A 12,843-nucleotide genomic window follows, 5' to 3' on the forward strand; every position below is an offset into this window, starting at 1 on the left:
AAGAGACATGGAAATACATTCCCGCGACGCTCTCGCGCCCGAGTGATCCCGAATTTCACCGCCCTCTCGAACGAAGGGCGCAGGGAAGGCCAGGCGCCGACTGGCGCCTGCGGCCCGCCTGCTTAAAAAAATGCAGGCGGCAGGTACCACAGGTGCAGCCGGAAAACGCCCGGCCCTCCCTGCGCGATGGTCTTCACGCTTATACGCAGTCTGCCTGGTGCGCCGGGCTTTCTGGCCACCATTCGCGACAATGCTTGCGCATTGCGCGGGACACCAGCATCGGGGTGTCAGCACGCTGCGACTTCACGTCCACGTCATGCCGTTCGTCCGCGCAGGTCTCCCCACGCTGCGGCACTTCGCGGCCACCGCTCCCCGCCTCGCGTGTCGTGACGATCGCGCGCAACGCCCCTTCGGTGAGGCGGGATGCAGCGATCAAATCATAAATTCCGAAAAAGCGAAAGACGAATCTTTGTGCAGCGGCATCCGACTGACCTCACCGCGTTGAATCGTCGCTCGAAAATGCGTTCGGATGGAGCGCGCCGGGATGGTCTTGTTGCGGTCCTGCTTCGCTGTTCATCAAACCCGAGTCGCCCGTCGGGCAAGCGAGCTGTCGGATGGTCCCTACATGGTGGGCAGCAGGCTCCGCCCCCACGCCGGCGAATAACCGACCGGCGCGAGCTGCCGGTCCTCGATCTGGCCGACCATCAGCCCATGCTCGGCATGGGTGACGCGCTTGATCTCGGCCCATTCGGCATCGGCCATGAAGGCCGCCCATCCGGCGGTCTTGGCGGCCTCGTCCGGCCATTCCAGCACGTAGACGAACTCGGTGCGCTCGCCGAACCGGCTCTCCCACATGGCCACGATCCGAAAATCGTAACGCGTGCGCATGATGCGTGCGGCGTGGTCGCGAAAGCGGGCGTGGAACGCCGCCTTGTTGTGCTCGAAGATTTCGTAGATGCGAAGCTGATGGATCGTGATGCGATGCCCTTTGTCGACAAATGGCAACGGACACGAACACAGTCAACCTGCGCCGCAGTATGAACCCGAACGTCGCTTCTGTGCGATGAACCGTAGGGTGGGCAAAAGGCGCAGCCGTGCTCGCGCCGCTCATGAGATCGTCATTGGCGCCGTGCCCATCGTCTTTGCTGATGAGTCCGCGGATCGACGGTGGGCACGCTGCCGCCTTCGGCGGCCGCTTTGCCCACCCTACGGCAGCGCGCCAGAAGCTACGATGCGACTACACCGCGCCGGCCTTCTGCGCGTAGGACCAGGCCTGTTTGGTCATCGGCACCATTCGCTTGACCGACTCGATCGCCTTGTCGTTGGCGGCGGTGCCGTCGCGGATGCGGCCGATGATGCCCTGCAGAATGCCGGCAAGGCGGAACAGATTGTAGGCGAAGTACCAGTTGAGGTCGGGCAGCTCCGTGCCGGTGACGCCGCGATAGATTGCGGCCGCCTCCTCCATGGTCGGAATGTTCAGCGACTTGAGGTCGACGCCGTCGAGGCCGGGCATGATCCACTGCATCAGCAGATAGGTGAAGTCGGCCATGGGGTCGCCCAAGGTCGACAGCTCCCAGTCGAGCACCGCGATGACGCGCGGCTCGGTCGCGTGGAAGATCATGTTGTCGAGCCGGTAGTCGCCATGCACGATCGAGACGCGCTGCTGCGCCGGCAGCGTGCGCGGCAGCCACTCGATCAGCTTCTCCATTTCGGGGAGATGCTCGGTCTCGGACGCCCGGTACTGCTTGGTCCAGCGGTCGACCTGGCGCGCGAAATAATTGCCGGGCTTGCCGAACTCGGCGAGGCCGATCGCGGCGGGATCGTAGCTGTGCAGCCTCGCTAGCGTCTCGATCTTGCTCTCGAAGATCGCGCGCCGCTGCGGCGGATCGACATGAGGCAGGGTCGGATCCCAGAACACCCGGCCCTCCTCCATCGACATGATGTAGAAGGCGGCCCCGATCACGCTGTCGTCGTTGCACAGGGCATAGGCCTTGGCGACCGGAAAACCCTGCTTTCCGAGCGCTGCGATGACGCGGAATTCGCGATCGACCGCATGCGCCGATGGCAGCAGCTTGCCGAACGGTTTTCGTCGCAGCACGTAGGAGCGGCCCGGCGTGTTCAGCCGATAGGTCGGGTTCGACTGGCCGCCCTTGAACTGCAGCACGGTCAACGGACCCTGATAGCCCTCGACATGCTCGGCCATCCACGCCGCGAGCTTGGCCTCGTCGAAGCGGTGCCGCTCCTCGACCGGCTTGGTGCCGGAGAATTCTTCGTCCTTCTTGACGCCGTCGGCCACGACGAACTCCCTTGGTCATATTCAATGCGTAGGGTGGGCAAAGCGAAGCGTGCCCACCATGTCGCGCTGTGGTCGGAATGGTGGGCACGCATCAGCCTGCGCGCTTCGCGCTCAGGCCGACGCTTTGCCCACCCTACGAGACCTGCGTCAATGGCGCGGCTCGTTGGCGTATTTCTTCATCTCGAGCCGGGCGATGGCGCGGTTGTGCACCTCGTCGGGACCGTCGGCCAGACGCAGAGTGCGGATGTTGGCGTAGTCCTTGGCGAGACCCGCCTCGTCCGAGACGCCGGCGCCGCCGAACGCCTGGATCGCGTCGTCGATGATCTTCAGCGCCATGTTGGGGGCTGCGACCTTGATCATCGCGATCTCGCCCTGCGCGGTCTTGTTGCCGACCTTGTCCATCATGTCGGCGGCCTTGAGGCACAGGAGCCGGCACATCTCGATGTTGGTGCGGGCCTCGCCGATGCGCTGCTCCCACACCGAATGCTCGATGATCTTCTTGCCGAACGCCTGACGCGTCATCAGCCGGCGCACCATCTTCTCCAGCGACTCCTCGGCCTTGCCGATGGTGCGCATGCAGTGATGAATGCGGCCCGGGCCGAGCCGGCCCTGCGCGATCTCGAAGCCGCGGCCCTCGCCGAGCAGGATGTTTTCCGCAGGCACCCGGACGTTCTCGAGCAGCACCTGGGCGTGGCCGTGCGGCGCGTCGTCGAAGCCGAACACCGGCAGCATCTTCTCGACCTTGATGCCGGGGGTATCGAGCGGCACCAGGATCTGCGACTGCTGCTGATGTTTGGCGGCCGTGAGATCGGTCTTGCCCATCAGGATCGCGATCTTGCAGCGGGGATCGCCGACGCCCGACGACCACCATTTGCGGCCGTTGATGACGTAATGATCGCCGTCACGCACGATGCGGGTCTCGATGTTGGTGGCATCCGACGAGGCCACCGCCGGCTCGGTCATCAGGAACGCCGAGCGGATCTCGCCGTCCATCAGCGGGCGCAGCCATTTGCGCTTCTGCTCCTTGCTGCCGTAGCGGATGAACACCTCCATGTTGCCGGTGTCCGGCGCCGAGCAGTTGAACACCTCCGAGGCCCAGGAGATGCGGCCCATCTCCTCCGACAGCAGCGCATATTCGAGATTGGTCAGGCCGGCGCCGCGGAACTCGTCGTCCTCGTGCGGCGACGGCGGCATGAACATGTTCCACAGGCCCTCTGCTTTTGCCTTGGCCTTGAGGTCCTCCAGGATCGGGATCACCTTCCAGCGGTCGCCCTCGGCGTCCTGCTGCTTGTAGATCGGCACCGCCGGGCGGACATGCTTGGTCATGAAGCTGCGCACGCGCTCCAGCCATTCCTGCTGCTTCGCCGACATCGTGAAGTCCATGGGACTCTCCTTGAGCGTTTCCTCGAGATTGTTTTGCCGCAGTGTCGGCCCGCCGGCCGCGCCCGTGCAAGAGTGATCTTGCGCGACACGACCGCGCGAAGCGTCGCTGCAGCGCCGAAATGTCGTCCCGCGGAAGCCCGCGATTGACATTCCTGCCGTCTCAAACAATAGTTTCATACAATTGTTTGAAACGCAACCGGCAGCGAGCATGGCGACCGACCAGACCCGCAACTCGATCCTGATCGCCGCCGAGCGGCTCTATGCCGAGCGCGGCTTCTCCGACGTCACTTTGCGCGACATCGTGGCGGAGGCGAACGTCAACCTCGCCGCGGTGAACTATCATTTCGGCTCCAAGGACGAGCTCATCGCCGAATTGTTCGTGACGCGCTCGATCGCGCTCAACCGCGAGCGGCTGCGTGAACTGCGCGCCGCGGAGGATGCCGGCGGCGGCCGCGCCGACATCGGCGACATTCTGCGCGCGCTGGTCGGCCCGATCCTGCGCGGCTGCCTGGGACCGGAGAACCAGCGCTCGCCGGTGGCGCGCTTCATGATCCGCGCCTCGATCGAATCGGTGCCGCCGATCCGCCGCATCAAGACCAAGGAGATCGACCATTTGCGCAAATTCGCCGCGGCGATGAAGCGCGCGCTGCCGGACAGTTCCGAGGTCGATCTGTTCTGGGGCCTGCACTTCGCGCTCGCGATGGCGCATCACACGATCCGCGAGAGCGAACGCCTCACCAAGCTGTCCGATGGCCAATGCGACCTCGACGATGTCGAGGATGTGATCGACCGCGTGGTGCGCGGTGCCGTGCTCGGCTTGACCACGCGCGATCCGACGTCAAAGTCAGCGGCCAAGGTCGCGGCGCGCGAGGCGCGTTAGATCTCGCGCCGCGCGCGATGAGAAGGAAGTCCGCCTGATGACGCAGCCTGTGCGATTGATCATGGCCGCCGCCGCCACGGCGCTTGCGATGGTCTCGGCGAGCGAGCCGGTGCTGGCGCGCGGCGCCGCCGCCAGCATCATGAACTCCCCCGGCTATCAGCGCCGCCTGCAGGAATCCCGGCAGCAACTCGGCGCGCCGCCTGCGCCTTTCGTCGCGGAGCAGCGCTATTACCGGCCCAAGGCGAAGCGGCACCGGCATCACCACGCCCACTGATCTGAGGGTGGGCAAAGCAGCCGCCGTCAGGCGGCAGCGTGCCCACCATCCATCAGCGCGTCGCGCCGTGAGATGGTGGGCACGGCGCCACCGCGATCTCGCCTGTAGGAATAGCACGGCAGCGCCTTTGCCCACCCTACGGCAGGCGTGCGCGTGGCGCCTACACCACGCCCTGCTGCTTCAGCGCCGCGATCTTCGCCTCGTCGTAGCCGAGGCCCGACAGCACCTCCGTCGTATGCTCGCCGAGCAGCGGCGGGGCGCGATAGTCGGTGATCGGCGTGCCCGAGAAGGTCAGCGCGTTGCGGATCACCGACAGCTGCGGCTCGAATGGATGGCTGACCTTCACCTCCATGCCGCGCGAGCGGACATGCGGATCGGCGAACACATGGGCGAAATCGTTGACGGGGCCGCAGGGCACGCCGGCCTTTTCCAGCGCCTCGAGCCAATGCGCGACCGAGTTCGTCAGGAACAGGCGGGCGAAGATCGCCATGATCTCGCGGCCGTTGACGACGCGGTTGTTGTTCTTGACGAATTTCGGGTCGGTGGCGAGCTCGGGCGCGCCGAGCACGGCGCAGGTGCGCGCGAACTGCGCGTCGTTGCCGACCACCAGCATCAGCTCGCCATCGGTGCAGCGGAACACGCCGGCCGGCATGCCGCCATTGCCCCAGGTGCCGCGGCGCGGCGGCGATTGGCCGTTGATCAGGAAGATCTGCGCGTAGTGCGACAGCGAGGCGATCACGGTGTCGAACAGGCAGACGTCGACATGCTGGCCGCCGCCACCATTGACGTCGCGGTGATACAGCGCCGAGAGAATGCCGATCGAGGTGTTCATCCCGGTCATGTAGTCGACGATCGACGGGCCGACCTTCATCGGCCCCGCCCCGGGCTCGCCGTCCATGTGGCCGGTGACGCTCATCAGCCCGCCCATCGCCTGGAAGATCGCGTCATAGCCGGCGCGCGGCGCATACGGCCCGGTCTGGCCGAAACCGGTGACGGAGCAGTAGATCACGTCCGGATTGACGGCGCGGATCGCCTCATAGTCCAGGCCATAGCGCTTGAGATCGCCGACCTTGTAGTTCTCCATGAACACGTCGCAGTCCTTCGCGAGCGCGCGGATGATCTCCTGGCCCTCGGGGCTCGCGATGTTGACCGTGACCGACTGCTTGTTGCGGTTGGCGCAGATGTAGAACGAGTTGTTGTTGTTGGCCTTGCCGTCCGGGTCCTGGAGGTAGGGCGGGCCGAAGGCGCGGGCGTCGTCGCCGGTACCGGGCCGCTCGATCTTGATCACCTCGGCGCCGAGATCGGCCAGCATCTGGGCGGACAGCGGTCCGGCCAGAACGCGGGTCAGATCGAGAATCTTGATGCCAGACAGCGGCAGGGCCGACATGGATGTTCCTCCGGGAGCTTATTCCTTGTGGCGGACTGCCCTCGAGGTGCCCGCCTTGTCATCAGCGGATACACCATTTCGCGCGCCGGAGCACTGCGCTGACGACATGCCGCCCTCGCCGTCGCAGGGGCCACGTCGCCCGGGCTGTGCCGAGACGAACCCGCAAACCGACGGCAATCTGCGAACTTTCTTGCTTCGTTTTGTGTTCGGCCTGCGGCAGGACACATCCGGAAACACGCAACAAGGAGCTGTTAAGCGTTACAAATGCACCTGGACGCAGGTTTGATGTCACAACCCGGAGCACGCCATGACGTCGATCTCTGCATCCTCCATGAGCGGGTACTCGCCGCTCGACCTGCTCAAGCAGGAACTGACCAAGGAAGTCTCGGCCGGCACGGTCAGCTCGACCGATCAGACGGCGCTGTCATCGGCGCTGGACGACATCGATTCCGCCTTGAAGAGCGGCAGCAGCTCGTCGTCCTCGTCGACCTCCAGCACGCCGCCCTCGCCCGAGGAGATGCAGTCGAAGATCGACGATCTGATCCAGAGCGAGGTCGACAGCGGCAAGCTCACCTCCGACCAGGCGGCCGAATTGAAGAACGTGTTCGCCAACGCGTTCTCCGGCGGTCCTGGCGGCGCCGGCGGTCCGCCGCCCTCATCGAGCGACGACTCCAGCAGCGACACCACCTCGAGCACCTCCTCGTCGTCCTCCTCGTCGAGCACATCGTCGGAGGTCGAGGAGTTGCTGAAGAAGCTGCTCGAAGCGCTGCAGAGCTCGAACAGCAGCAAGTCCTCCTCCTACAGCGCCAACGGCACCAGCTCGTCGAGCTCGACCAGCAAATCCCTGGTGCTGGATTATTCGGCCTGATCCTTCGGCCGACGTCGCCGGGCCGAAAGGCGGCGGCGGAAGCTCATGCGGGCGGCATCGGCGTTATTCCGGCGCGTTGAACGTCCGCGCGAAGAACACCGGCGCCGCCGCCTTTTTCAGCCGATAGAGCTGCGCCGGCCGGTTCGGGCCCTTGCGCATCCTCGCGACCGGCTCGATCAGGTCGGCCGAGAGCATGCGGGTGCGGAACGCGCTCTTCTCCAGCGGACGATCGAGCACGATCTCATAGGTCCGCTGCAGCTCGGGCAAGGTGAACTCCTCCGCCATCAGATAGGCCGGCAGCGAGGTGTACTCGACCTTGTTGCGCAGCCGCCGCACGGCGGCCTGCAGGATCTCGGCATGATCAAAGGCGAGCTTTGGCGTCACGCCAGCGCCATCGAGCGGGAACCATTGCGCGTCGGCGGCAAGCGCCGCTTCCGCGGCTGAGGCCGGAATCAGCGCAAAATAGGCATGGGTCGCCGACCAGCCGCGCGGATCGCGCGTGGCGCTGCCCCAGCTGCCGAGCTGCTCCAGATACGGGCTGACGACGCCGGTCTTCTCGGCGAGCTTGCGCCGGGCGCAGGCTTCGAGATCGGCGTCACGATCGACATCGACGAAGCCGCCCGGCAGGGCGAAGGCCTCCGGGAACGGCTCCCCCGCAGCCTGGCCACGGCGCACCAGCAGCACCTGCAGCGCATCCGACCGGATCGCGAAGATGACGATGTCGACCGTCGTCAGCGGTCGCGGGAAATCGAGCCCGGCCCCCTTGGCCCCGCTCCGCGCCTTGCCCCCCGCTCCGCTGTCCGTTCCCTGCCGTCCTGCCATACCGTCCCCCCCGCCGTCCCTCTCGACGCCCCGCCGATTTTGCCGCTTGACACTAGCACGCTTAGTTGTACTGTCCAACTTACTTAGTTGGCGTGACACACTTACGCCGTCAGACATCAGGAGGCCGCCATGTTCGGCTTACGCTTCATCAAGGCCCAGCCCACCACCTATCTGCTCAAGTACCGCGCCGGGACCGTCGTCGAGGAAGGCGCCGGGCTCTCCACCTTCTATTACGGACCTGCGACCTCGCTGGTCGCGATCCCCATCGGCAGCCGCGACGCCGCCTTCATCTTCCAGCAGATCGCCCGCGACTTTCAGACGCTGACGATCCAGGGCCAGGTCACCTACCGTATCGGCGAGCCGAAGAAGGCGGCGGCGATGCTGAACTTCACCCTCAAGCGTGACGGCAAGGCCTACGAGTCCGATGACCCGGAGGAACTGCCGCAGCGTGTGCTCGGCGCGGTCGAGGTGCTGGCACAGCAGGCGGTCAAGGACATGACGCTGAAGGAGGCGCTGCGTGCCTCTGATCGCATCGCCGAAGCGATTGCGGTGGGACTGAAGCGGCGGGCCGACATCGATGCACTGGGCCTGGAAATCCTCGGCGTCGCCGTGCGCGCGGTGAAGCCGACACCGGAGACCGCCAAGGCGCTGGAGGCCGAGGCGCGCGAGGCGATCCTGAAGACCGCGGACGAGGCCATCTTCGCGCGGCGCAACTTTGCGGTCGAGCGCGAGCGGGCGATCCGCGAGAGCGAGCTCGATACCGAGATCGCGGTCGAGCAGAAGAAGCGCTCCATCCGCGAGACGCAGATGGATGCAGAGGCCAGTGTGGCCGCAAAGACCAACGAGCTGCGCGAGGCCGGGATGGTCGCCGACATCGGGCTGGAGGCCAAGCGCAAGGATTTCGTCGCGCTGAACGCGGCGAACACCCGCACGCTCGCGGATGCCGAGGCCTATCGCGTCGGCGCGCTGATGAAGATCTTCGAGGGTGTCGACACCCGCGTGATCCAGGCGCTGGCCGCGACCGGCATGCAGCCGGGACAGCTGATCGCGCAGGCGTTCTCAGGGCTGGCCGAAAAGGCCGAGAAGATCGGCCAGCTCAACGTCTCGCCGGAGCTGCTGAACAGCCTGATGCAGAAGCCCGCGGAGGCGCCCCGTGTCCGGCAATGACCGCAAGGTGGTGCTGGTCGTCCGAAAGACGCGGCTCGAGGAGCTGATCGCAAGGTTCCTCACCGCAGACCAGGCCCGCTTCTATGTCGAGCATCTCGGCGCCGACTTCTCCGACTACGAACGCGAGCACGCGGCCTACCAGGCCGCGCGCACCACGGCGACGCAGACGCTGGAGCGCTGGGGCCGCTACCAGATCGTCGACCGCAGCTTCCTGCCGAACTTCCTGTTCGGCCCGGCAGATATCGTCGCAGCGCTGGGTCCGGATGGTCTCGTCGCCAACACCATGAAATATCTCGACGGACAGCCGCTGCTCGGCCTCAACCCGGATGCTCAGCGCCATGACGGCGTGCTGCTGCCATTCACGCCGGGCGACTTCGCGAGCCTGCTGCCCGAGGTCGCCGCCGACAGGCGTGCCGCCAAGGCCGTGACCATGGCACGCGCGAGCCTGCCCGACGGCCAGGTGCTGCACGCCGTCAACGACCTCTTCATCGGCGCGCGCACCCATGTCTCGGCGCGTTACGAGATCGCGACGTGCGAGAGCCATGAGCGGCAGTCCTCCAGCGGCCTGATCGTCGCGACCGGGCTCGGCTCGACTGCCTGGTTCAAGAGCATCGTCACCGGCGCGCTGGCGATTGCCGGCAGCTATGGCAGCCACGGCGATGGCGACTACACCGCCCTGCCCTGGGACGCCCGCGCGCTTCGCTTTGCTGTGCGCGAGCCGTTCCCGAGCAAGACCTCGCAGACCTCGCTGGTCTGCGGCGGCCTGATGGGCGCGGAGACCCTGCGCCTGCGCTCACTGATGCCCGAGAACGGCGTCATCTTCTCCGACGGCATCGAGGCCGATCATCTGGATTTCAATGCGGGGACGGAGGCAGTGATCGGGATCGCGGAGCGGCAGGGGCGGCTGATCGTGTAGTACGGCTCTAAGGGCACCCTGCCGTAGGGTGGGCAAAGCGGCCGCCGAAGGCGGCAGCGTGCCCACCGTCCACCCGCGAACTCATCAGCAAAGACGGCGGGCACGGCGCCATGACGACCTCGTGCGTAGAGAGAGCACCGCTGCGCCTCTTTGCATACCCTCGACTAGTTAGCTCAGCGACTGTCACGCTGCATGATACAGCACCCTCTCCCCTTGTGGGAGAGGGCATCGCCGGCCCATCCACGCACGCGGTCGGGTGAGGGGTATCTCTCCGCAGACAACGCTCGTGGAGGCAGACCCCTCACCCGACCGAGCTTGCTGCGCTGTCCTACATGCCCTCTCCCACAAGGGGAGAGGGCGCTCTCACCGGCACCGCATGCCATGCGTTCAGTGGCTTCTGCGTTCATCACGCCCTTGCGAACACCAGCACGCCGTTCGCCGGGATCGTCACCATCGCCGAACTCGGCTGGCCGTGCAGCGCCGGGCCGGTTGCGGTCACCGCGCCGTTATTGCCGACGACATCGGGATTGACCCAGTTGTCGTAGACGTCGCTGTTGAACACTTCTTTCCACTGTCCGGTTGCCGGAAAGCCGATCGCGTAGTCGCGCCAGGGCGTTTCGTTCAGGCTCGCGATGACGATGACGTCGTCACCCGCGCCGTCCCAGCGATGGAAGGCGAGCACGCGGTTGCCGTCATGGGCGTGGACGATGGCGCAGCCCTCGGCGGTGAGCGCCGGATGGGTGCGGCGGATCGCGATCAGCTCTGACGTGAAGCGCACGGCGTCGGCGGTGATCTTGTCCTCGCCGTCGAGCAGCGGCCATTGGATCGTGGTGTCCGGGTTCGGCGTGTCGCTCCACGGCCGGTCCTCGAACAGCTCCTGGCCCATGAACAGCATCGGGATGCCCGGTGCGGTCAGCAGCAGCCCGGTGGCGACGCGGCTGCGGCTGCGCGCATACCAGCAGCGGCTGTCGACGGGATCGGCGAGGCGCGGAATGCGCGGCTCGCGCCCAGCATAGACGATGTCGTGGTTCTCGATCGAGTTGACCCCGCGCCAGCGCTTGTCGAGGCTGAGATCGGCGATCGCAGCGGCAATCGGCTGCATCGCCACGGCAGCGCCCGCGCCACCGGCTGCGCTGGCGATGGCGCCGCGCACGGCGAGCCGCAAGCCGTCGCTCCAGGTCGCATCGAAGCCGGCGCCGCCCTTGGCGATGTCCTTCACCACCCAGGGATTGACGGGCCAGTATTCGGCGATCTGGACCGCGTCGGGCTTTTCCGCGCGCAGCGCCTCGGTGAGCTGCTGGCACGTCGCCCAGCCGCCGAAGCGATCCATCACGCTGACCTCGTCGAAGCGCAGGCCGTCGGCGTGATATTCGCGATAGAACATGATGGCGTTGTCGACGAGATATTGCCGCACGTCGGCGTTCCAATAGGCGAACACCTGGCCGCCGGCCCAGCCCTGGTCGGTGAAATACAGGCTGCGGTTGGGATCACCGTAAGGCTGGCGATCGAAGAACCAGATGCTGTTCTCGTCGAAGCCGCCGCCGGCATGGTTGTAGACGACATCGAACAGCACGGCGATGCCATGGACATGGCAGACGTCGATCAGCGCGCGCAGCTGGTCGTCGCAATGGCGCAGGGTGTCGAGATCAGCGTAGGGTGCAGCGCCCGCAGCGACGAGGATCTCGTTGGTGCGCGCGACATAGGCTGCGAGCTTGTCGGGCTCGGCCTCGCCATAGTCGGTCTCCGGGCTGAACAGGTCGGTGCCGTTGTAGCCCATGCTGAACATGGACGGGAATTCCTGCACCGGCAGCAGCTCGATGGCGTTGATGCCGAGCTTTTTCAGATGCGGCACGCGCTCGATGACGTCGAAGAAGCAGCCGTCGGGATTGCCCGCCTTCATGTCGAAGGTGCCGACATGGAGCTGGTAGATCACGAGCTCGTTCCACGGCGGCGGCGTGAAATCGGTCTCGTGCCAGGGAAACGCGCCTGGATTGCGCAGCACCGAATGCGATTGCGGAAACGGCGGGTCGACGGTGAGCAGCCGCGCATGCGGATCGCGCTTGTAGCCCGAGGAGGCCTCGCCCTCTACGAAATACATATAGGCATCGCCGTCCTTCAGGCCGGGCATGAAGATCGCCCAATGGCCGTTGCCGATCGGCGCCAGACGGCAGCTCGCATCCTGCGCCCAGCCGTTGAACGGGCCGGAGACGTAGACCGTCTTGGCGTGCGGCGCGAACACGCGGAACGTGGCGCCGCCGGTGACGAGCGTGCCGCCCATGGGAGCCTGGAGAAGATGCATCTGCCTGAGTGAGATCCGTAATCCTTCCGGAAACGGCGGCAGCGTAACAGGTTCGAGCAGCATATCCATGGTCTCACCCGCGCTCAGAACAGCCGCGCGCCATTGGGCACGGCCTTGTCCGGCTGGAACAGCACGACGTTGCCGGCCTCGTCCGGGAAGCCGAGCGTCAGCACCTCGGACATGAACTTGCCGATCTGGCGCGGCGGGAAGTTGACGACGCCGGCCACCTGGCGGCCGACCAGCGTGGCCGGATCGTACAGCGTCGCGATCTGCGCGCTGGAGCGCTTGGTACCGATCCCCGGGCCGAAGTCGATCGTCAGCTTCAGCGACGGCTTCCGCGCCTCCGGATAGGGCTCGGCGGCGACGACGGTGCCGATTCGGATATCGACCGCCAGGAACTGGTCGAAGCTGATCGAGGCCGCCGCCGGTGCCGTCGGATCGTGGGAGAGATGCATGGCGGCCTCATCGAACGCGGGACTTGCGGCGCGGTGGTGGTTCCCGGCACCGCTTGGACTTGAGATTCCTCAACGGATCGGTTTCTAGTCGCCAAG

The 12,843-nt window shown here is 66.0% G+C and carries 12 protein-coding genes; 5 read left to right on the forward strand and 7 right to left on the reverse strand.

What is annotated here, in order from left to right; genetic code table 11:
* Window positions 1–621: 621 nt before the first annotated feature.
* The 3 genes from ACQR1B_RS09625 to ACQR1B_RS09635 form a co-directional block, all read right to left on the reverse strand.
* A complete protein-coding gene (locus ACQR1B_RS09625; protein WP_434831160.1) occupies window positions 622–1,005 on the reverse strand; it encodes an NIPSNAP family protein in 384 nt (127 codons plus the stop codon).
* A gap of 232 nt (window positions 1,006–1,237) precedes the next feature.
* Window positions 1,238–2,296, reverse strand: coding sequence for a phosphotransferase family protein (locus ACQR1B_RS09630; protein WP_434831159.1), 1,059 nt, complete (start codon window positions 2,294–2,296; stop codon window positions 1,238–1,240).
* A gap of 147 nt (window positions 2,297–2,443) precedes the next feature.
* Complete coding sequence (locus tag ACQR1B_RS09635) at window positions 2,444–3,679, reverse strand: acyl-CoA dehydrogenase family protein (RefSeq protein WP_434831158.1); 1,236 nt, start codon at window positions 3,677–3,679, stop codon at window positions 2,444–2,446.
* Window positions 3,680–3,887: 208 nt separating this feature from the next.
* Between ACQR1B_RS09635 and ACQR1B_RS09640 the strand changes: the two genes are divergently transcribed.
* Window positions 3,888–4,559 (forward strand): TetR/AcrR family transcriptional regulator, encoded by a 672-nt coding sequence (locus ACQR1B_RS09640; protein WP_434831157.1) that lies wholly within the window; start codon window positions 3,888–3,890, stop codon window positions 4,557–4,559.
* A gap of 37 nt (window positions 4,560–4,596) precedes the next feature.
* Window positions 4,597–4,833: a hypothetical protein gene (locus tag ACQR1B_RS09645; RefSeq protein WP_434831156.1), complete on the forward strand. Its 237-nt coding sequence runs from the start codon at window positions 4,597–4,599 to the stop codon at window positions 4,831–4,833.
* Between the two features lie 160 nt (window positions 4,834–4,993).
* On the opposite strand, the gene ACQR1B_RS09650 is transcribed toward ACQR1B_RS09645, so the two are convergent.
* Window positions 4,994–6,220, reverse strand: a complete 1,227-nt coding sequence (locus tag ACQR1B_RS09650; RefSeq protein ID WP_434831155.1) for a CaiB/BaiF CoA transferase family protein — start codon at window positions 6,218–6,220, stop codon at window positions 4,994–4,996.
* Between the two features lie 307 nt (window positions 6,221–6,527).
* Here ACQR1B_RS09650 and ACQR1B_RS09655 point away from each other — a divergent pair, with 307 nt between their 5' ends.
* Window positions 6,528–7,088, forward strand: coding sequence for a hypothetical protein (locus tag ACQR1B_RS09655; protein WP_434831154.1), 561 nt, complete (start codon window positions 6,528–6,530; stop codon window positions 7,086–7,088).
* Window positions 7,089–7,151: 63 nt separating this feature from the next.
* Here the strand turns inward: ACQR1B_RS09655 and ACQR1B_RS09660 are convergent, their stop codons facing one another.
* A complete protein-coding gene (locus ACQR1B_RS09660) occupies window positions 7,152–7,910 on the reverse strand; it encodes an NUDIX hydrolase (protein WP_434831153.1) in 759 nt (252 codons plus the stop codon).
* A gap of 129 nt (window positions 7,911–8,039) precedes the next feature.
* Here ACQR1B_RS09660 and ACQR1B_RS09665 point away from each other — a divergent pair, with 129 nt between their 5' ends.
* Window positions 8,040–9,077 (forward strand): SPFH domain-containing protein, encoded by a 1,038-nt coding sequence (locus ACQR1B_RS09665; protein ID WP_434831152.1) that lies wholly within the window; start codon window positions 8,040–8,042, stop codon window positions 9,075–9,077.
* Window positions 9,064–9,993, forward strand: coding sequence for a sugar kinase (locus ACQR1B_RS09670; RefSeq protein ID WP_434831151.1), 930 nt, complete (start codon window positions 9,064–9,066; stop codon window positions 9,991–9,993). The genes ACQR1B_RS09665 and ACQR1B_RS09670 overlap by 14 nt, the downstream gene beginning before the upstream one ends.
* 406 nt (window positions 9,994–10,399) lie before the next feature.
* Here the strand turns inward: ACQR1B_RS09670 and ACQR1B_RS09675 are convergent, their stop codons facing one another.
* On the reverse strand, window positions 10,400–12,361 hold the full coding sequence (locus ACQR1B_RS09675) for an alpha amylase C-terminal domain-containing protein (RefSeq protein ID WP_434831150.1): 1,962 nt from the start codon (window positions 12,359–12,361) through the stop codon (window positions 10,400–10,402).
* 14 nt (window positions 12,362–12,375) lie between these two features.
* The gene (locus ACQR1B_RS09680; RefSeq protein ID WP_434831149.1) at window positions 12,376–12,747 is read right to left on the reverse strand and encodes a tRNA-binding protein; all 372 of its coding nucleotides are present in this window, start codon (window positions 12,745–12,747) and stop codon (window positions 12,376–12,378) included.
* Window positions 12,748–12,843: the final 96 nt, after the last annotated feature.

The organism is Bradyrhizobium oligotrophicum, assembly GCF_051168495.1.
In the GTDB taxonomy this organism is placed as follows: Bacteria; Pseudomonadota; Alphaproteobacteria; order Rhizobiales; family Xanthobacteraceae; genus Bradyrhizobium; species Bradyrhizobium oligotrophicum_A.

Bases quoted from the DNA above. Each gene is read 5' to 3' on its own strand.
- ACQR1B_RS09635 (WP_434831158.1), bottom strand. From the start codon at position 3,679: ATGGACTTCACGATGTCGGCGAAGCAGCAGGAATGGCTGGAGCGCGTG.
- ACQR1B_RS09640 (WP_434831157.1), top strand. From the start codon at position 3,888: ATGGCGACCGACCAGACCCGCAACTCGATCCTGATCGCCGCCGAGCGG.
- ACQR1B_RS09645 (WP_434831156.1), top strand. From the start codon at position 4,597: ATGACGCAGCCTGTGCGATTGATCATGGCCGCCGCCGCCACGGCGCTT.
- ACQR1B_RS09650 (WP_434831155.1), bottom strand. From the start codon at position 6,220: ATGTCGGCCCTGCCGCTGTCTGGCATCAAGATTCTCGATCTGACCCGC.
- ACQR1B_RS09655 (WP_434831154.1), top strand. From the start codon at position 6,528: ATGACGTCGATCTCTGCATCCTCCATGAGCGGGTACTCGCCGCTCGAC.
- ACQR1B_RS09660 (WP_434831153.1), bottom strand. From the start codon at position 7,910: ATGGCAGGACGGCAGGGAACGGACAGCGGAGCGGGGGGCAAGGCGCGG.
- ACQR1B_RS09665 (WP_434831152.1), top strand. From the start codon at position 8,040: ATGTTCGGCTTACGCTTCATCAAGGCCCAGCCCACCACCTATCTGCTC.
- ACQR1B_RS09675 (WP_434831150.1), bottom strand. From the start codon at position 12,361: ATGGATATGCTGCTCGAACCTGTTACGCTGCCGCCGTTTCCGGAAGGA.
- ACQR1B_RS09680 (WP_434831149.1), bottom strand. From the start codon at position 12,747: ATGCATCTCTCCCACGATCCGACGGCACCGGCGGCGGCCTCGATCAGC.